This is a genomic window from Inquilinus limosus MP06, from assembly GCF_000767795.1.
GTDB lineage: Bacteria > Pseudomonadota > Alphaproteobacteria > DSM-16000 > Inquilinaceae > Inquilinus > Inquilinus limosus_E.
This window is the reverse complement of the sequence record NZ_JANX01000055.1, coordinates 1-18,799: the sequence shown is the minus strand read 5'-3', so window position 1 is coordinate 18,799 and position 18,799 is coordinate 1. Positions and strand designations below refer to the sequence as shown.

22 protein-coding genes are annotated in these 18,799 nt (G+C 65.3%); 5 read left to right on the top strand and 17 right to left on the bottom strand.

Features of this window, described 5'->3' with window-relative positions:
- A partial coding sequence (locus tag P409_RS07115; protein WP_034833568.1) for a hypothetical protein occupies positions 1–443 on the bottom strand: 443 nt, incomplete at its 3' end.
- Between the two features lie 94 nt (positions 444–537).
- Here P409_RS07115 and P409_RS07110 point away from each other — a divergent pair.
- From P409_RS07110 to P409_RS07100, 4 genes are all read left to right on the top strand, one after another.
- Positions 538–759: a hypothetical protein gene (locus P409_RS07110; RefSeq protein WP_034833566.1), complete on the top strand. Its 222-nt coding sequence runs from the start codon at positions 538–540 to the stop codon at positions 757–759.
- 141 nt (positions 760–900) lie between these two features.
- A complete protein-coding gene (locus P409_RS36095) occupies positions 901–1,668 on the top strand; it encodes a class I SAM-dependent methyltransferase (RefSeq protein WP_052120136.1) in 768 nt (255 codons plus the stop codon).
- Between the two features lie 10 nt (positions 1,669–1,678).
- The gene (locus P409_RS37820) at positions 1,679–2,992 is read left to right on the top strand and encodes an O-antigen polymerase (protein WP_152613267.1); all 1,314 of its coding nucleotides are present in this window, start codon (positions 1,679–1,681) and stop codon (positions 2,990–2,992) included.
- Positions 2,989–4,083, top strand: coding sequence for an acyltransferase family protein (locus tag P409_RS07100; RefSeq protein WP_052120135.1), 1,095 nt, complete (start codon positions 2,989–2,991; stop codon positions 4,081–4,083). Before P409_RS37820 ends, P409_RS07100 begins: the two co-directional genes overlap by 4 nt.
- 60 nt (positions 4,084–4,143) lie before the next feature.
- Here the strand turns inward: P409_RS07100 and P409_RS07095 are convergent, their stop codons facing one another.
- Genes P409_RS07095 through P409_RS36090 form a run of 6 tightly spaced genes read right to left on the bottom strand, consistent with a single transcriptional unit; the run spans position 4,144 to position 13,551 of the window.
- A complete protein-coding gene (locus P409_RS07095) occupies positions 4,144–6,510 on the bottom strand; it encodes a hypothetical protein (protein WP_034833564.1) in 2,367 nt (788 codons plus the stop codon).
- Between the two features lie 49 nt (positions 6,511–6,559).
- Positions 6,560–9,814, bottom strand: coding sequence for a phage tail protein (locus tag P409_RS07090; protein ID WP_034833561.1), 3,255 nt, complete (start codon positions 9,812–9,814; stop codon positions 6,560–6,562).
- Positions 9,814–10,230 carry a DUF6950 family protein gene (locus P409_RS38750; protein WP_430515626.1) on the bottom strand — a complete coding sequence of 139 codons (417 nt, stop codon included), beginning with the start codon at positions 10,228–10,230 and terminating at the stop codon, positions 9,814–9,816. Before P409_RS38750 ends, P409_RS07090 begins: the two co-directional genes overlap by 1 nt.
- Complete coding sequence (locus P409_RS07080) at positions 10,215–10,820, bottom strand: hypothetical protein (protein WP_034833557.1); 606 nt, start codon at positions 10,818–10,820, stop codon at positions 10,215–10,217. The genes P409_RS38750 and P409_RS07080 overlap by 16 nt, the downstream gene beginning before the upstream one ends.
- Positions 10,820–11,500, bottom strand: coding sequence for a hypothetical protein (locus P409_RS07075; RefSeq protein ID WP_034833555.1), 681 nt, complete (start codon positions 11,498–11,500; stop codon positions 10,820–10,822). The genes P409_RS07080 and P409_RS07075 overlap by 1 nt, the downstream gene beginning before the upstream one ends.
- Positions 11,497–13,551: a hypothetical protein gene (locus tag P409_RS36090; RefSeq protein ID WP_052120134.1), complete on the bottom strand. Its 2,055-nt coding sequence runs from the start codon at positions 13,549–13,551 to the stop codon at positions 11,497–11,499. Before P409_RS36090 ends, P409_RS07075 begins: the two co-directional genes overlap by 4 nt.
- A gap of 164 nt (positions 13,552–13,715) precedes the next feature.
- Between P409_RS36090 and P409_RS07065 the strand changes: the two genes are divergently transcribed.
- Positions 13,716–14,069 (top strand): hypothetical protein, encoded by a 354-nt coding sequence (locus P409_RS07065; RefSeq protein ID WP_034833553.1) that lies wholly within the window; start codon positions 13,716–13,718, stop codon positions 14,067–14,069.
- 53 nt (positions 14,070–14,122) lie between these two features.
- Here the strand turns inward: P409_RS07065 and P409_RS38745 are convergent, their stop codons facing one another.
- The 10 genes from P409_RS38745 to P409_RS38740 all read right to left on the bottom strand — a co-directional run.
- Positions 14,123–14,269 carry a hypothetical protein gene (locus tag P409_RS38745; RefSeq protein ID WP_161790354.1) on the bottom strand — a complete coding sequence of 49 codons (147 nt, stop codon included), beginning with the start codon at positions 14,267–14,269 and terminating at the stop codon, positions 14,123–14,125.
- Positions 14,266–14,736 carry a gene transfer agent family protein gene (locus P409_RS07060; protein WP_034833551.1) on the bottom strand — a complete coding sequence of 157 codons (471 nt, stop codon included), beginning with the start codon at positions 14,734–14,736 and terminating at the stop codon, positions 14,266–14,268. The genes P409_RS38745 and P409_RS07060 overlap by 4 nt, the downstream gene beginning before the upstream one ends.
- On the bottom strand, positions 14,736–15,185 hold the full coding sequence (locus tag P409_RS36085; protein WP_052120133.1) for a phage tail tube protein: 450 nt from the start codon (positions 15,183–15,185) through the stop codon (positions 14,736–14,738). The genes P409_RS07060 and P409_RS36085 overlap by 1 nt, the downstream gene beginning before the upstream one ends.
- Before the next feature lie 81 nt (positions 15,186–15,266).
- On the bottom strand, positions 15,267–15,680 hold the full coding sequence (locus tag P409_RS07050; protein ID WP_034833548.1) for a DUF3168 domain-containing protein: 414 nt from the start codon (positions 15,678–15,680) through the stop codon (positions 15,267–15,269).
- A 194-nt stretch (positions 15,681–15,874) separates the two neighbouring features.
- Positions 15,875–16,282: an HK97 gp10 family phage protein gene (locus P409_RS07045; RefSeq protein WP_034833546.1), complete on the bottom strand. Its 408-nt coding sequence runs from the start codon at positions 16,280–16,282 to the stop codon at positions 15,875–15,877.
- Positions 16,282–16,632 carry a hypothetical protein gene (locus P409_RS07040; protein ID WP_034833544.1) on the bottom strand — a complete coding sequence of 117 codons (351 nt, stop codon included), beginning with the start codon at positions 16,630–16,632 and terminating at the stop codon, positions 16,282–16,284. Before P409_RS07040 ends, P409_RS07045 begins: the two co-directional genes overlap by 1 nt.
- Before the next feature lie 2 nt (positions 16,633–16,634).
- Positions 16,635–17,003 carry a DUF4054 domain-containing protein gene (locus tag P409_RS07035; protein WP_034833542.1) on the bottom strand — a complete coding sequence of 123 codons (369 nt, stop codon included), beginning with the start codon at positions 17,001–17,003 and terminating at the stop codon, positions 16,635–16,637.
- Positions 17,003–17,218 (bottom strand): hypothetical protein, encoded by a 216-nt coding sequence (locus tag P409_RS07030; protein WP_034833539.1) that lies wholly within the window; start codon positions 17,216–17,218, stop codon positions 17,003–17,005. Before P409_RS07030 ends, P409_RS07035 begins: the two co-directional genes overlap by 1 nt.
- A gap of 171 nt (positions 17,219–17,389) precedes the next feature.
- Entirely contained in the window at positions 17,390–18,343 is a 954-nt protein-coding gene (locus P409_RS07025; RefSeq protein WP_034833537.1) for a DUF2184 domain-containing protein, read from the bottom strand.
- Between the two features lie 34 nt (positions 18,344–18,377).
- The coding region (locus P409_RS38740) for a structural cement protein Gp24 (RefSeq protein WP_052120130.1) at positions 18,378–18,799 on the bottom strand (422 nt) is incomplete at its 5' end.

Here is an 18,799-nt window from a genome sequence, read left to right as displayed (position 1 = left end):
ACGCCGGCCCGCAGCAGGCCGTCGTCGATCACCGAATCCGGATAGGCATTCCGGCCGTTCTCATGGGTGATCACGGCCATCACCAGCGGCGCCAGATGCTGGTAGCCGTGCAGGTCGAGCAAGGCGTCCGGCCCGAAGCCCGTCAGCGCCGCCACATGCGCGACATAGGCGCTGGTGTCGTTCTCGTGGCCGGGGGCCCAGCGCGAGATGATGCCCCGGATGGTGCGCAGACCGTGTCGGTCCTGATAGGCGATCAGCAGCGCGGCCAAGGCGCGGATGCCCCAGACCGGGGCGGAGAACACTTCGAACCGGCCGCCATTCTGCCGGAATTCGGTGGTGAGGCGGTATTCGGCCTCCGACAGGCGCCCCTGCCACGGGTTGGCGGCGATCCGCTCGATATTGCCGGGGTTGTTGTTCCGCTCGCCGCGGGTGGGTCCAGCCATTCCGGTCTCCTGAAGGTGGATGCCCCGCGCATGGCGGGGCCGGTCTTGAAAAGCCGCTGCCGCCCCGCCACGGCAGGCGCTAGGATCGGCGGCGATGCCGACGAAGGGGGGCGACATGGGCGGATGGGTGAGGCTTGCCGGGGCGCTGCTTCTGGCCGGGCTGTCGGCTTGCGCCGGACCGGGGCGTGCGCCTCCCCCGCCACAGGCGAAGCAGCCGAGCGTGCTCGACCGCGCCATCGCCCCCGCCGTGAAGCAGCTCGGCGGGCGGATCGCGCCGCAGGGCGGCATCGAATTCCCGGTTCAGCCGTCCCGTTGAGCGCCAGGGAGCCTCTCGAGGGCCGCATCCCACGCCGGCGAGGCTGACGATGTGACGGAGCGTCACGCCGCTTGACACCCTCCGGCACCCCGCCAGAGGATCATGCTTCGATATTCAGAATCATTTGTTCGGGAGCAGGCGATGCCATCAGCGACGGATCGTCAATGGCAACGATGGGGAAAGGAAAACCCCTACTACGGCATTGTCGGAATTGAGACCAAGGAGTTCGAGAGCCGGTGGCGCGGCCGGTTCTTCGAGACCGGCAAGATCCACATGGATCATGTCTTCGAGCAGCTGGCCCGCTACGACGTTGCACCTCGGCAGCGCGGCAAGGCACTCGATTTCGGCTGCGGTGCCGGGCGCCTGCTGCTCCAGCTCGTCGATCGTTTCGATGGTATCGTCGGCGTCGACGTCTCCCCGGACCAGTTGGCGCTCACCAGGCAGAACGTCCCCTCCGATACGCTTCGGGTCTTCTCCTCGCTCGATGAACTGGCGGGCGAGTCCGAAACCTTCGATTTCGTGAACACCTTCGTCGTGCTGCAGCACATCCGGCCGGAGCAGGGCTACGCCATCATCGACAAGCTTCTGAAGCTCCTCCGGCCTGGCGGCTCGTTCGCGCTCCATTTCACAGTCGGCGACATACGAGACCGGCGGCGGCGCCTGAACTGGCTTCGCTATCGGCTGCCGCCGCTGCATTGGGCCTATAATCTCTCGCGACGACGCCCTTGGAACGAGCCCATCATGGAAATGAACAAATACGACCTGGCCATGATCGGCGCGATCATGATGCGGAACGATATCGGCCGCTTCGGCTGCACATTGTTCAACCACACCGACAACACCGGCATGCTCTGCTTCGGCCGACGCGAGCCGGGGATCAACGTGCTGCCGCAGAATATGGAAGAATGAACCGCCCATCATGACCAGGATCACCGGCCACAGCCTAATCAATCCCCGGGCATTCACGCCGATCAGTATGCTGTTAGGGATGTGCGGAGCCTGGCTGGTGATCTTTTGGATCGCACCGATCCAGATGTATATCGCCAACCAGGCATATCCCTATGTCGTTCTCGCAGCCTGTTTCGTTAGCCTAGCTGGCGGGTTAATCCTGTTCGAGCCGAGGAAGCCTCCCGATCTCTTGGTCAATTGGGACGCGCGCCACTCCTCACTGAGAAAGCTCTATAAAGTCACCTTTGTCCTCGGCATGATGGGAATTGCGTTGCGTGTGTTCGATTGGGCGGTCCTCCGAGGCCTCACGATCGATGCCGGCTTCATCGAGAATCGAGAACGCATCGAAAGTGCAGGTAGCAACGCGTTTTCGATGGCGTCGACCCTGTTCATCCCGTTCACGCTCGTCCCCTACATGGTGCATGCCGTGGCGAAACGGAACGGCGATGCTGTTGGCCGTTCCTGGACGAGCATCAGCTTGGCCCTTCTCTGGCCTCTGCTCACCATCGTCATCGGCTCCCGCTCCAGCATGTTCATGAGCATCGGCATGCTCGCAATTACACGCCTCATCGTCTTTCGGCGGACATCGATGACGCTTGTCCTCGGCATCACTCTTTGTTTTGTTGCTCTGATTTACGGAGGTGGACTAATATTTATCGAGAGACTTACGGAGTTAGGACTTAAAGTCGAAGGAGTTATCAAATTTTCGGCATTCACGCATCTTGTTCCGGTGACCAGTACCTACTACTCAACGGCATCCACCCTATCTAATTGGAGCAGAGACACTCTATTTATATCAACAACATTTGCTCAATACGTACTTCACGGAGTTCCAGAATTCACATATCTAGTAGAATACTACACCCGAGGCGATCAATGGGGAGAATATGGATTTTCTTTCTTTCCACGTTTATTTTATGCTTTATGGGGGATCAGGTATGACCCCAATGTTTTAGTCTTTTCAACTCCACGTGTTGGCATCTATACAACTTTGTTTGGACCATTTTACGTAGATTTCGGGACATTGTCCCCCATCTTTTGCCTATTACTAGGTGGAATCGTCTCGTTCGTGCGGCGCCGGGTGTTGCTTGGGGATATAGCGGCACTGCCGCTTTACATAACATTTGTGATGCAGATGACGTCTGCGGTTGTGATTAATACCTTCCTCGCAGCATATGGAATTTTCTTTAATCTCGCTTTTATCGCGTTCTGGATAGCCGTCGCCATATCCAGACGTTCGACCGCTCTCCCTCGGCTGGCGCGCCGTGAGCTTGTCTCAGCATGAACACGATCAGCCCCGCAAAATCCGGCCGCCTGGGCTATATCGACTCCATGCGAGGCATCGCCGCGCTACTAGTAGTGCTGATGCACAATGTGCAGCCAATCGCCGAAGGCTGGACGCGCACTCTGATCTACGATGTCATCGACCCCGGCAAAGTCGGGGTGGTGATGTTTTTTGCGATCAGCGGTTTCGTCATTCCGTTCAGCTTTCCGAAGGGGCCTGCTCCCCTTCAACGCTTCCTGATCTCTAGATTTTTCAGATTGTATCCGGCGTACTGGCTCTCAATGGCTGGCTACCTCCTCCTTGTTCTCGTCAGTGGCGTCGAACTTCCCTCGATCGCTACCGTCATCGCGAATGTTACGATGGCGCAGACTGCGCTGGGGCAACCGAACATTATTGGCGTCTACTGGACACTGTTCATTGAACTTCTGTTCTATTTGATGTGCGCTCTCGCCTTCGCGGGCGGGTGGCTCCAACGCCCGAAATTCACGGTTGCGGCGAGCTTCGGATGTCTGGCTGTCGGCGCGCTCTGCGCCTTGGTGCGTTTCTATCTCGAGCGAAGGATGCCTGTCGCGGTCCCGCTCTCGCTGAGCATCATGTTCTGGGGTACGTTGTGGCGGGAGGCCATCGTCAACGGCTCCGGAGAGCATCGCCTCTACGCATGCATCATGCTTGCTCTTTACATCGCGGCAATCCCGGTCATCAGCCTATTGGCCTACAACATCGATCTCGGTCTCGAAGAGAATTGGGTTCGATACACAATTTCCTATCTCTCTGGGATTGGCGGTTTCATCGCTTTCTCGACGGCCATCAAGATCACCGGGAGGAGATTTGTCTGGCTCGGCTATATCAGCTACAGTCTCTACCTATTCCATGTTCATGCTAGAGATCTCACCCGGCTGGTGCTCTCTACGACCGGCATGGACCTTCCTGTATGGATCAGCGTCCCAATCTCGTTCGCCCTGGCCATCGGCATCGCGTGGTTCATTTTCTCGCTGCTGGAAAAGCCGTCGATCGAGCTCGGACATCGAATTGGCGCGGTAGTGGCCGCTCGACGAGACCGTCTTCGTCAGTCGGCCACTATGCGCATTTGACGACGGCAACCTGCGCAACTGCTGAATCTTCATCTTTGGGCGGCCGAAGCCAGGCTGCCTTTAGATTAGAGTGTTCGCTGCGATCGGCAGGAATGTGCCGGCGGTTCCGCCGCCGACCTTGGCGACGCTGCCGGCAGGGCGCTCCGTGACGCAGTTCCGGTAGGCCAGGACGTTCTTGCTCGGATCTCGCGTCTGTCCGGCCAGCGACTGGGCTGACAGCATCAACTCGCCACCCCCACCACCAGCCGCGGGTGTCCCGATCCATACACCGACGAGATCGCAGCGCATCAGCGCCATACCGTCGGTATACAGATTCTGGACTCCAATCGTGCCGAGACCCTGCGGATCGATCACGGTTCCATTGACGAACGCCTGCTGGATCCGCCCCGCTGCAGAGGCAGTCGTTACGCCGAACAATGAAAGCTGCGCCGTACCACAGCGTTCGATCACCCCGCCCTCGACCACCATCAGATCGTCCAGGCTAACAAGGCCGCACTTCCAGCAGTCATGGATCCAGGTATTGATGACCCTGGTTTCACATGAGTTTTGGTTTTCTTCGTTGAAATGTTGTGACACTCCATCGCCTGCTCTAGTGTGAGAGATCTCGCCGTCGATGATCTCGATCACCTGCCTGACTCCGGTCTGATACGGAAGATGCGAGATATCCGCCCTGGGAGTGCGTCCGATCCCATCGTTGCCGATGTACTTCACCTTCGGACGCAAGAACCTGTACGATCCGTTTTGGCACTCGAAGCCGTTGGCGTCATATGCGGACCAATAGGCCTCGCAATTGTTAATGATGCCCCGACCAGAGCCACCCGCGAACAGATGCTGGGATGAGTATTGCAGCACGAGGTTGTTCATGTTCACCTCGGGCCCACCAACAATCTCGACCACATAGTGAGTCCGTGACAGCCGAACTGTGGCCGCCGCCGGATCAGGTCCCAACCCATCTGGGAGGCGGATGTAGATGACGCCGAGAGAGATCGCGAATCCGCCCCCCGACAGGCCGGCCATGTCGACCCCGCCGTTGTTGGTCACCACCTGAGGCAAAGCCATATCTGGAAAGGTGAACCATGGCCGTGGACTATGACTCGCCCCGATTACGAACGGCTGGTTAAGCTGGGAGCGAGGTTCTGTACCCCACTTCTGTGGGGTCGAGTAGACTGTTCCGCTGGTGCCGGGAACGACGGTCCAGGGGACCGTTTCCTGAAGATAGCCATTCAGCCGTGTCCTGCCTCCCGGCCTGCCATTCAGGTTCCACTTTCCAGCCAAGGTGTCCTTGCACTGCAGGTAGCCGTAGTCGTCATCGCTCAGCCAATTGATCGTGATCTCGTCTTGATAGCCGATCTTTGCCAGATAGGCAGGAACGTCGAGCACGGTTTTAAGCGGGCTTCCGCGCGAGCCGTCGCCGCTCGCGGCCACCGTGTTGTCGATCCAGATAGTCTTTCCGGGATTGGTCTTTCGCAGCAACTTGGTGATACGGCCGGTGGCGCCGTTGATGATGTTCAGCCCCACCACAAGTGCACCGGCCGGGCCGGGCGGTGTGACAACAACATCGACCAGTTGTTGGATCCCATTCCGGTAAACCTTATATCGAAGCGATCGATCTCCGAGAACATCGATCGCAAAGCCAAAAACCACCCCAACCCCTACCGGATCGGTAGCGCCCCAGCCGGGCGTGATCGTGCGCGATCCATCGCCGGTAATGCCGTTCGCCAGGCAAGGAATCAGGACTCTGTCTCGATAGACGACCATCCTGGTACCGCCTGAGAGATCGCCACTCGTCACCGGATCAGTGCCGAACCAAAAGCCGAGTTGCGTGAAACTCGACCCGGCCGTGTAAACGCCCTCGAAGTAGTAGCTGTCGCCGGGAACGAGATCCCAGGACATCTTGATCCCCACCGGCCAGGGAGTAGTGAGAGCCGAAAGCCCCTCCACCTCGAGGCCGGCATCACTTGGCACGATGTTAAAACGCGTCTGCGGATTGGAGATCGACGTCCAGGTTTGGTTATAGGAAGAGGCATCCGTAAAGACGACAGGCCGCGGGGCGCCGGTCGCCGCATAGATCCCGTCCACACCACCCGCGGCGCCCTTGATATATTGCGCCTGCAGGTCAACGGTGGTTTTCAGCGACGAGATCCGATCACCCCCCTCAATCCACTGGTTAGTTGGGTCATTCCAGGTCCAGACCGTCGGATAGTTGTTTGCCTCGACCGGGTCGGCCCAGAGCAGCGCTGGCGTGCCGTCGGCCTGGGTCAGATCCGCATCCATCGCCGCCTTGTTGGGATACGTCTTCATCCCGTTGGCCGCGGCGATCGCCTGGATGAACCGCAACAGGCGCCGGATGTCCTGCTTGCTCGGCTCCTTCACCGAGCCATCGGCGTTGAAATCGGCCCACACCTCGTCAACGGTCGGAATTGCCATGACCGCATCACTCCATCAGGTTGTCCGTGGTGGTCGCCGCCGGGCGGCGTCAGGACGCGGCACCGATCGCCGCGAGATAATCGTGCAGCGCGTTCCGCAAGGCCGAGATCTCGGCGGCGCTGAGCCCCGCCCCCCAGCAAGCCGCGGCGACCCGGGCGTTGGAGTAGCCGGAGCCGCCACGCAACACATGGAAGGTCCCGGCCACCGGCGTCGCCGAGGCCCGGCTGATCGCTCCCAGATCAGCCACGTCCTGGTAGGCGTGGTAGCTGGCCGCACTCTGCCGGCTCCAGGCATAGAAGCCCGTGCCGTCTCCGCTCTGTGCCGGGGCGTCGGCACCGCCGGCGTTGGCCATGCACCACAGCACGGCGGCCGGGTTCCGGCAGGCAATCAGCGCCTGACCGCCACCGGCCTCCCGGAACGCGCCCGATACGCTGCCGGATGAGGCCTGATGCACCCATACCGCCAGATGCGCGCTGTTCTGCTGCAGCTGGTTGGTGCCGATGGTCGCGTTGAAGCCTCCGGCCAGGTAGCCCCCGGCCGTGGCGCCGGCCCCGCCGCCCAGCCAGCCGCGATCGGTCGTGAAACCAGGTGCCGTCGAGCCCGCCGATGTCGCCACCAGAGTGAAACTGCCCGGCGCCCGGACATTCAGGCGTGAAGTCTGCTCATGATGTGCGGCCAGCAGGTGCAGGCAATCCAGCTTGGACCAGAGGCCGGCCGATTTCAGGCTCTCCACCAGGGTCTTGATCAGCGTCTGCCGGGCATAGGCAGGCCTCACGGCCATGGCCGCGATATAGGCCCACGCATCGCTGTCGATCGGATTGACCGTGATGGTCACCGCCCCGGACGCCACGCTTTCGTTGCCTGCGGCGGTCTGCGTCGCCGTCATGGCGTTGGCACCGGTCCCGAGATCGGTCGAGGGTATGACGGACCAAGCGCCGGCACCATTCGCCGTCCCGGTTCCGACCTGCATCGCATTGGCATAGAGCCGGATCGCCGCGCCCGGCACCGCACCGCCGCCCGATACCGTCGGCCGCCGCTCATAGGTCGCGGCCGACCCCGCCGGATCCGTGATCACCGGCGCGGCCGGAGCCAGCTCCGCCAGCACGCGGCTGGTCGGCGCGCTCTTCACGCCGGACCAGTTCTCGGCGGTGGCGAAGTACCACCAGTCGCCGAGCCCCGGCGTGTCGACCACGCTGCGGGTCGAGTTCGGCCCCCCATACAGCACCCCGACCTGTGTCGCGCCGGGATAGCTGTCGCTGGCGTTGCGCCAGAACCGCAGCGCGGCGTGGTTGGGGCTGTTCGGCGCCGTCGCCGTGACCGTTATCTGTCCCGGGCCCGGCACGCCGGCCTGCGCCGTGAGGCCGAAGGGCATTCCAGGCGCTACGGGATCGGCCGTCGCCGTGAACCGCACCGGGCTGTCCTCATCCTCCGGATCCCTCGGCGCCCAATCGCCCGCCGTCCGTCGCGGCCCGAGGAAACGCGCCTGCGCCTCATAGAGCTGACCGTCGGCCAGCGCGCCGGTCTCCACCCGGCTGGCATCCTGCTCGGCCGTCAGGATCATCCACGGCGAAGCCGGCTGCGTGACCGGCCTGTACCGCGCCTCGCCAACGAAGACGCTGCGCGGCGGCGGCTTCCACGAGATGATGCCGATCGCCGCATAGTTTTGCCCGTTGATCGCCCGATGATCGATGGTGACGGCGACCTCCTCCGGGAGCGGCATGTCGCCTTCGCCACCGTCGCCGGCCGGGACCGCCGCCGGCTCGGCCTCGTCCTCATCCGCATTCCAGTCCCACCAGCCGTCATAGCTGGTCACCTCCATCTCGACTGCCATCGTGGTGCGGTCCAGGCGCATCGACGTGACCTCGAAGATCTGGTTGATTGCGAGCTCGGCGAGCGTCAGCCGCACCCAGCGCTCGCCCCAGGCGTCGAGCAGCGCCAGCGTGCCGCGGATGCGGCCGGACCACGCCGGGTTCCCGCGCTTCAGGGTGTATCGGGCAACGCGCTGGGCTTGGCTTTCGGACGGCACGAAACGCAGCTTGATCTGGCTGCTCTCGGTGCCGTTGCGCTCGATCGAGGCCGGGTCGAGCTGGATGCCGGCCTCGACCTCCGACCAGTCCTGGTCCTGGCTGACATAGGTGGCGCGGACCTCGTTGATCCGCTCGATCGCCGCCTTGCCGGCCGAGAAGTCGTATTCGAGGATCTGATCATCGTTGATAGTGACCGAAGCTGCGGGCATGCCGGGCACATCCGGCGAGTCCGGATGCCCGATCTTTCCCGCCCCGACCGTGAGCCCGAGCTTGCCGTCCGGTGCCTGGGTGATCCGGCCGCCGCAGGCGTCGAGCAGGTCGGACAGCACGGTCTTACGATCCTCGGTGAGCTCATAGGCGCCCCACACGCACCAGCGCTTCTCCGGCGCCGAGGCATTGCCCTTGCGCGGCACGAGCTGGTCGCAGACCTGCGCCGCGACCTTGAAGCTCTCCAGATCCATCTGGTCCAGCTTGAAGCCAAACCCGACCGGCACGCCGTTCTCGGTGCGGGTCAGGTAATCCAGGATCACCAGGGCCGCATTGTCCGACCAGGCATAGGTCGACTCATCGCCCGCCGTCTGGTGGGCCGCCGGCCGCGGATCGTAGATCTTGGCGCCTTTCAGCGTTGCTCGATAGGCCGGGGGACCATTCGGGAAGACCTCCTGCTGCTGCTCCGGCTTGAGGTCTGCATATTTGACGTAGGTCGCGCACAACCCGCGGCCGCGATGCTTCGGGGGGTTCTCTCCCGGCTTCGGCAGCCAGTGATCCACACCGAATGCGATCGTCTGGTCGGGCGAGCCCAGGTGGTTGATGACATAGACGGAACTGTCGGTGCCGGATCGGAACTTGTTGTAGCCACCGCTGGTGACCGCGCCGCCGTGGGCGCCATCGACCGTCACGACCTCATCGTTCAGCCAATGCTTCTCGATGCTCGCGACTTCATGGGCGCAATGGCACAGCAGGACCTTCAGGTCGCCGCCATCGCCGACATAGTCGATATAGGCGCCGCCCAGCCGGTAAAGGCCATAGCAGCGCACGCGTGGGGGCACCGCCTGCTTGACGACCTGGCTGCCGTCCTGGAATTTCGGCCGTGGCGGCTGCGGCGCCAGCAGGGTCTGCGCCAGGGTGCCCACGATCGACAGGCCGACGCCGATTGCTGTCCAGGCGACGGTTCCGAGTCCCAGGAAAAGTCCCGTCGCGGCGGCGCCAGCCGCGATCGCGCCGCCGGATGCCGCGGCAGTGCCGACGCCAATGGCGATGACGATTGCGGGTCCCATTACGGAAGCCTCCAGGCGGCCATCGCCGAGGGCGCGCGCCACAGGCCGTCGCCGAGCTTGGCCAGCCAGCCGAGCTGGCCGCGGATGGCTGCGGACGGCTCGATATCGCCGGACGGGCTGACGGCCAGGATCACCCCGATATCGCCGGCGACGGCTTCGGAGGGATCGATCCGGGTCGCACCGATGGACTGCATGCCCGCCGCCAGCATGTCCTCCATTCCTCCGCTTCGACGCAGCAGCCGCTTGAGACCCAGCACCGTGCGATAGCGGCCGCGCCACGCGGCCATCGGGTCCCGCCGGGTCTGTGACATCACCCAGTCCGCCGCCCATGTGCAGCAATCCATCCGGCCGGGCTGGAACGCGCCGGACGCACCGACGCGACAATGTACGGCGAGATCCGCTAGAACTCCGGCCATGTCACCGTCCGATCCACCATTTTGGGAATGAATTCGAGGGCCTGATCGCCCGGGAAGCGCCGCTGCTGGTCGCGGTCCGTCAGCATCCCGAACGGGGCGCGGCTGCGCTGGGCGAAGATCGTCTCGCAGGGCAGCGAGATGGTGCGCAGCGTCGGGCCGGTGGCGGTGAAGCTGGGCTTCTGCATGATCCAAGTACCCAGCCGGACGAGATTGTCGAGCGGCACCAGGCTGGATCGGGCGGCATCGAAGAAGCCGATCGAGATCGCCAGGTTGCGGCCCTCGATCTCGTCGGCATCGGCGTCTTTCCGGGCCGCCGCGACGACCTTGGGATCGACGCCCGACAAGGTCAGGTTCAGCTGCGGTGCCGTGCCGTTGATCGCCTGCTCCAGCCCTTCGATCGACTGCAGTGGGTTGCTTTGCTTGTCCTGGCGATGGCCCATCCCGCGCCACGTCACGCCACCGCGATCGAGCGGACCGTCGCCTTCCCACACCCGCATCGGGCCGCTCTTGAACTCGAAGGTGACGAACAGGGAGCAGACGACATGCTGTCCCCGCGCCTGCTCGCGGATCGTCTCTGTGAACAGCTGCATCACCACATCTCCACGAGGTCGAGCGTCGCCGTGCCCATGCGGGCGAGCTGGAGCTCGAATTCGCCGCTGTCGTCGGCCGTCAGGCGCATTGGGACGCGGGCGCGACACCACTCGACCGGGGCGCCGTCAGGCGCCTCCACGCGCAGCTTCGGCCGGATCTCCAGGCGCGTCGTCTCCTCCGGCAACGGGGTGACGCCGACGACGACATACAGATAGCCGGCGATGCCGATGAACGAACCCTCCAGGACCGGCAGCGCCGTCGATCCGTTCACGATCTTGAGGAAGATCGCGCCGGCGGAGGCGGCCTCGGCCATGCTCGGCGATGCGCCGCCCTGCACGAAGCCGGCACCGTCGCCGTGTCGGGCCTTGTCGCGATAGGGAATGTCATGGATCGCCGGGGTCAGCCGATTGCCGTTCCGGCAGTCGCACGGCCCGACGCGGACGCCGTTGGCCCGCCCCTCGAGGCGCGCCATCAGCGAGCGCATGGCCCGGATCTTGGCCGGCGTATGCAGCGGGACCGTCAGCCGCGCCACCCAGCGTCCGAGCCCCGATCCCACCACCTGCTCGCGGCCGGAGATGGTCTCGCCGCCGGAGCGGGTGCGGGCGTCGATGCGGAACATCTCCGCATTGGCCACGAGGATCGGGGGCCAGTCGTAGATGATGATCGGGTTGTCGGTCATGCGAAGCGGATCCGATGCTGGCGGTTGATCTCGGGCACCTGGGCCAGGCCCTTCTTGACCGCGGCCGCAGCGATCTCGGCGATGGTCCGGTCGCCATTGGCACCCGCTAGGCTAATGTTGAAGTTGATCGGCGGCCCCGACGCGTTGCCGCCGCCGGCCGCGGCCTTGATCACGTGGTTCGGGATCACTTGGCCGGGGACGGAAGGGGCGAACCATTCCCGCCCGGTCTCGCCGACCTGGTACAGCCGGCCGGGAAGTGCTTGGCCGCCGCCGGCCAGGCCGCCGCCGAACAAGCCGCCCAGCCAGGACAGGCCTGATCCGATCAGGCTGCCGAGGCCGCCACCGGAGGCTCCGCCGGCGGACGGCGCGGAGGAGGCTCCCAGCCAGCTGAGAATGCCGGCCGCGCCGGTATCGTTGCCAAAGATCTGATTGAACAGCCCACCCAGGGAGCCCTGACCGAACAGACCCTTCGCCACCAGATCGAGCAGGCTAAGCCCGATCTTGTCCAAGGCGTCGTTGAAGTCCTTGGCTCCCTTGATGCCCTCCTTGAAGACGTCGCCGACCGCGCTGATTGCGTCTCCCAGTTCCTTCTGCCGCGCCTTCGCCGCTTCAGCATTCTCCTTGGTCTTATCGATTTTCTCCTGTTCCTCGGCATAGATGTCGGCTGCCTGCTGGAGGGCGCGGTTCATCACCTCCAGAGCGGCTTTTTCGCCCCCCAGGGCATCCCTCAGGGCCGTATGAAGCGACAGGATCCGACCCTGGGCCTCGGCAAATTTTTCGATGGGCGTGAGAGTCTGCTCGTAGAGGCGCTGCGCTTCGGCCAACTGCTGGTTGAGTGCCTTTTGTTCCTCGGTCTGCTTCGGCACGCCGCCACCATGGCCGTCACCTCGGCCGCTCCCGGTATTCCTTGGATAGCGGAACCAGTTCGACAGCTCATCCGACTTGAGGCTGGAGAGATCGATGCCCTGGAACACATTGCCGAGCGCCCCCTGGGCGGACGGGTCTTCGGGGGAGCCGGTTTCGGGCGGGGGAAGCTGGACGAAACCCGTCCGGACCCTGCGTCTGCCAAAGGACAGCTGCGCTTCTCCGGCCTCCCGCATCGACTTGGCGTATCCATCGGCCGCCGAACCGGCCTCGGCCAGGTTGGAACGCTGGTCGACCAGGAGTCGATTGCTGTCGCTGAAACGGCCGTTGACGGTGTTGATGACGGCAGCCGTCTGTTCCTTCTTCCTGTTGAACTCCTCGGCCTGGGCGCCTGCAATGATCAGCTGATCGGAGAGCTGTTTGAGGACCGCGTTCATCTCCGGCGTGGCATTGGTCGACAGTACTTCCAGCATCCGCTGAAATTCTTGATACTGCTCGATCGGCAACTTGCCGTCCGCGAAGGTGTCCAGCAGTGTCTGGAATCTCTCGGCAAAGCGCCCCGCTTCCTCCGTGACCCCGCCGAAGGTCCGCAGCATCTGGCCCCGGATATCGTAGAGGTTGTCCTTGATGTTCCCCGAGGTCGACGCGATGACCTTTTCGAGTTCCGTCAGATCATTCTGCAGGCTTGTTTCCTGCGAGATGATGAAGGCCCCTTTCTGCAGCTCACTCATTGTCGCGAGCTTAGCGATCAGTGCGTCATAGCCGCCCTCCAGGGCGGCGGCCGCCCCCTTCGTCCCCTCCAGCTCGGCATTCATGCGCGCCAGCTCGTCGGCGCTGACCCGGACGCGCCCGGTCAGGAGATCGAAGTTTTCCAGGACGGACCCCAGCGCACCCGCCGCCACGCCGAGGGCGATTCCCCAGGGCCCGAAGATCGGCAGCAGCTCCGCCGCCTCTCCAAGGAACAGTTGCAGCGCACTCCGGCCCTCGGCCAGACCCTTGATCAGGCCTGGCACGCGGGAAGCGGCCGTCTCAAGGGCTTTCCCGATCGCGTCCGAGCTCTTCTTCGCAGCGTCCTCGGCCGCCTTCATGTTGTTGATGGTGACGTTGGCGACCTGGATCATCGCCTGGTTGTACTGGCCGACGACGGCCGTCACTTCGACGACGATCTGGTCTGCGGCTTGTGCCATGGGGACACCTCAGCAAAAATCGGCTCGACACGAGACGGGGTCCGTGGGAAAGTTGTCTTCTATTTTTGGTGGGGGAATAGATGTTTTATGCTACTTTTTTTACCGAAAATGATCGAACCGGCCGCCGAGGGGCTGCTGGAGGGCGGCGTGCCGAAGGATCAAGGATGATCACACTGACGCTTCGACTGATCGCAGCCGCCGCTGTGATCGGCCTGTCTGCGCCCGCATCCGCCCTCACCCCTCAGCAATGCGCCGCCATCAAAGGCTCGTTCATCAAGGGGATGCAGTACCAGATGAAGGCCCTGGATCAGGGAAAGCTGCTGGTTCAGCAGAAGCCGATCATCCTTTCCATCATCCTCTCGCTGCGGACGAAGTATCCGGACCTCAAGGACGCGGATCTCGAGGATCTCAGGCGGGTCGGCGACCGGGTGAACGACGCCGCCCTCGCATTGGACAACGAAGCCGATATGGAGGCGCATCAAGACGCCGCCCTCGTGATTCGAGACCTCTGTCCTTAAAAAAGCGGATCTCACCGCACGGCCTGATCCGATTCCTCCGGGTGGCCTGATCGTTACCTGGCCAGGAAGCCCGCCTGCCGGGCCCTGGCCAGCATCTCGTCGAAGGCATCGTCATTCGGCGGGGCCGCGGCCGGCGCACCGGCGGGGTCCATGATCCTGGCATAGGCCCGACCGGCCGTCAGGAATTCGGCTAGGCTCATCCGGCCGATGTCGAGCGGCGAGAAGCCGAGCGCGAAGGCTTGCCCGGTGAAGGCCGCGACGTCGATCCATCCGTCCCGTCGCCCGCCGCGGCCTCGGCTTTTCCCTCCGACTCCTCCGCCGCTTCGGCGACGCCGAAATAAGCCGCCATGATGACCGCCTGGGCCGTCGTCAGCGGATTCGCCGGGTCGCGCGGATCCGCCAGCGGCCGGCCGTCGAGATAGGTGTCGACCAGCTCGCGCGCCCGCACCGCCGGCAGGCCGCCGCCGATCAGGCCCAGCCGGATGGTCTCGACGATGTCTCCGACGCGCCAGCGCCGCTCCACCAGCAGGCGCTGGGCGATCTCGCCCAGCCCCGCATTGCACAGCCGCTGCAGCTCCTCGATCTGCTTCAGCTTCAAGGCGAACAGATAGGTCCCGTCCGCCCAGCTCAGCTCGACCTCGGCCGAGATGTTCGGTTGGCCCGCCATCACGCCGCTGCCGTCCAGGCCGGCTTGCCGTTCAGGGTGATGGCGATCTGCACGGTCGCCCGCTGGCCGCGCTGAGCGGTGACCTGATAGCTGGTCAGGATCGCCGGCGCCTGATAGTAGCCGCCGAAATCGGCCGCGGTGACGTCATAGACCCAGCGGACGGTCTTCTCTGTGCCACCGAAGGCCCAGTCCTCCCAGGTCTTGCGGGCGTTGCGGTCCAGCACCCCCTGCCCGCTCAGGGTCATCTGCAGCGCGGTGATGTCGGTGATCTTCCAGGCGGGATCGTCCGGGTTGTCGCAGTCCGGGATGATGCTCTCATTGGTGTCGCTGGCGATGGTCATGCCCAACTCGGTCAGGCCGCAGGGCGCGGCGAAGACCTCGGTCGGGGCCGCCCCGTTGCCGAGCAAGATCATGACGTCGGAAAAACGGAAGGTCTTGGCCTGGGCCATCGGGATCTCCTCGAATGAAACGGCCCCGCGCGACGGCGGGGCCGGGTATGCCGGGGTCGGCATGGGTTGATAGGAACGGCGCTACAGCGCCGCGATGCTCTCGAACTCGATCACCCCGTGGGTCACGCCCTGCTCCGCGGGATCGTCGAGCAGACGGGTCTGGCGCCATTGCAGCGACACCAGTGAGCCTTCGGGAAACGCGAGATCGGCTTCGTCCAGCGCCGTGACCACCGCGGCCGCCAGCAGTTCGGCCGAGGCGTGGCCATAGTCCTTGGTGAAGGCGTCGAACTGAAGCCGGACCAGGCTGCCCTGCACCGCGCCCGTGGCCTCCCAGGGCGACGCGATCGCGGTGGTGCAGCGCAGGAAGGGATAGGCCGGCGCGGCTGGGACGTAGTCATAGATCCGGGTGCCGACCAGGGCCGCCACGCCGGGATCGGCCAGCAGCGCCGCGACCGCCGCGCGGCGCAGTTGGCCGGACAGGTCACGGCCGCTCATGCTTTGCCTTCGGCCTGGGCACGCGGCGACCGGCGCCCGCGGCCTCGGCGGCCAGGGCCGCGGCGGTCGGGACCAGCAAGGTCGCTCCCTCCCTGTAGGCCAGGGTCAGGCGTCGCGACGGCCGGTAATCGAAATCGGCGGTAAACCGAATCCAAGGCATTGTTTCTCTCCATGCGAACCCGACATCACGGGCTTCAGTCCTTTGCCAGGCCGCGACGGGCGGCCCGGCGGATCAGCTCGACCGCCTCAGCTCGCCTTTTCGCCGTCGCCGGCCGCAGATAGGGGCGGGCTGCGACGCGCGACGTGCCGAATTCGAGGTCGACGGCATAGGGCGCGGCCGAGACCACCTCGGCCGTCAGCTCGTCCCGGCGTACGACATCGATGGCGCCGTGCAGCCGGCCGGTATCGGCGTTCGGCGGCTCACCCGGCTTGGAGGGGACGTGGTCCGGCCCGCTGATCCAGCCCGCGGAGATGCTGCTCACCGCCTCTGCCGCGACAAGCCTCGCCGCCGCGATCACCGCCTTGCCGACCTCCTGCCGAACCGCCGCGCCGGCCCGCTTGAGACGCGCGATCTGGCGATCGACACCGGTGACGCGCGCCATCAGGCCGGCATCCCGGTCAGGATCCAGGCGGCGCCGGCCGGGTCGCGCTCGACCGTGCCGATCCGCCAGCGGCCGCCGGCCAGGGTAATCTCGTCATCCGGGGTCGGCTCCGCGGCGACATTGGCCTGCAGCACAACCAGGCGAACCGCCCGGTCGGGGATGCCCCAATCGGCCCGCTGCCTGTCGCCGAGCTCGTCGCGATGGCCCTTGACCGGGACATCGACAAAGACGGGCGGCAGGATCATACCGCCCTCCGCATCCTTGGCGGCGACATGCAGCGTGCCGTCGAGCAGCAGCGGCCCGAACGCGGCGCCGAACATCGCCTGGAGAGCTCCGTCGAGCAGGGACATGGCTACACCACCGTCACGGCCGGGACGTTGCGCTGCAGCAGCTCGAGGAAGCGGCGGCCATAGCTGGTCGAGCCCAGCAGGCCCGGCTCCGTCCCGGCGATGCCGGGCCGCTCCAGCTCCAGCGCGCCGCTGCGTATCCGGCTGAAGCCGCCGGCCGCGAACGCCGCGGCCTCGGCGCTGCTGCCCTGCCCGTCCAGCGTCAGGATATGGGCAGTGAGCAGCAGCCGCCCCAGCCTGGCATCGGGCGCGCTGGTCCAGTCCGTGCCGGCCAGCAGCGCCGCCTCGTCCAGCGCCGCCTGCACCGTCGCGTCGGCAGCCGCGGCGAAGCCCGGGAACCGCACCTTGACATCGGCGGGAGTGAGCCCGTCCATCATCGCCCTCCCCGTCCCGGCCGCCGGGCCCGCGCTGCCTTCTCGCCGGCGGGCGGGTCGGTCACGGCCAGCAACCCGGCCGCAGCCTGCTGCCGGACGCTCTCCGCCTCGGCCTCGCTGAGGTCGAACTCGACGGTCTCGCCGGGTTCGACCAGCCGGGCCCGGCCGCGCGCATAGAGGAAGCGCGGGCCGGGCGAGATGTTGGCGATGCGCATGGTCTTTTCTCCCTGAGAACACCAAAGCCTGCTCGAGCATGCGTGCGGAGTGAGCCGGCCGGCGGTGGCGTCGAGAACCGGCGCGCGGCGAACCTTCAGGTCCGTGAGCACCGGAAGCGCGCAGACGCCGCCGCCAGGCGGCCGCCCCGGGGGCATGATCGGACAGGCGGCTCAGATGCCGTCGCCGTAGCGGAACGCCTTCGGCCGCCGGATCTCGACCCCGCCGGTGCGGAAGATGCCGGGGACGTCGAACACCAGCGGGCCGGACTGCCACGGCGCCTGGAAGCGGTGCGGCATCGGCAGATGCAGCTTCACCACCTGCGGGTCGCGGCGATAGGCGACCATGCGGGCGGTGTTGCCGGCGCCCGCCGTCTCCAGCCCGCGCACGGCCCGGATGGTCAGCGGCGCGCCGGTGATGGCGGTGTAGGTGTTGTTGCGGCGCAGATGCTCGAGGATGGTGACGTCGCTGGTCGCGGTGCGGGCGATGGTGGCGATGGCGTCGAATCGCGCCACCGGCAGCAGCAGCGTGTCCGCCATCTCGACCGTCAGCGACCCGGTGTAGACGCCGGTCAGCAGCGCGTTGATGTCGCGCAGGATCTGGTCCGGGGTCTTCGCCGACCAGGCGGTGGACGCGCCGGTGCCGTCATTGGCGACCAGGCCGGCGGTGACGTTCGGGTCGTTGATCAGCCCGGTCCAGCCCCTGGCGGTGCCGCTGGGCGGCACGCCGCGCAGGGCGACGCCGTCCATGAACTCCTCATAGGCGCGCACCGCCGCCGCGGCGCGGTCTGCCGACAGATTCAGGCCGGGCACCAGCATGGCCTGGCCCAGCTCCTCGGCGGTATAGCGATATCCCACGGCCGCCATCTCGACCGGGTGCTGATGCTCGCTACGCTCGACATCCGCCAGCGGCATGTCCTTGCCGAAGTGGTTGAACCACTCGGCCTGGCCGAGCTTGTCGGTGGAGAAGAAGGTGACGCTCTTGGTCCAGGGATTGGCCGAGGTGTCGACCGGCACCAGGGCCGGATACTGGATGTCGGGGTACTGGATCTCGTAGGCCTGGGCCTCGATGGCGGCGGTCTGGGAGATCAGGAAGCCCAGCGCCTGCTGAGCGTCGAATGCGAACATGGAAGGCTCCTTCGAAGGGGCTGGGCGGTGGAGGTCAGGCGGATGGCAGCGCGCCGCCCAGCCGCAGGACGGCCAGGCCGCCGCTGACGGCAGCGGTCATCCAGCGGGCGCCGGCGATGGCGAAGTGGGTGGCGTCGGCCGGCAGGCTGGACAAGATGCCGGTCGCGGCCTCGAACACGGCGTTGTCGCCCGGAGCCACCGCGCCGCCGGTCGCGACCCAGATGTCGCCCTCGGTCAGCACGGCGATGCCGGCGCCCTGCGGGTAGGCGTCGCCGTCGGACGGATCGAGCACGACGTCGCGGATCGAGACGCCGACGAAACCCGTGGCGGCTGCGGCGCCCAGTACCGCGCCTTTGGCGCCGGCGCCCTGGCCGACGGCGAGGCCGAAGCCGATACCGGAAGCGGTCTCGACGATGCGGGTATCGGCATCGGCATTGGTCAGGTTGGCGACCATGC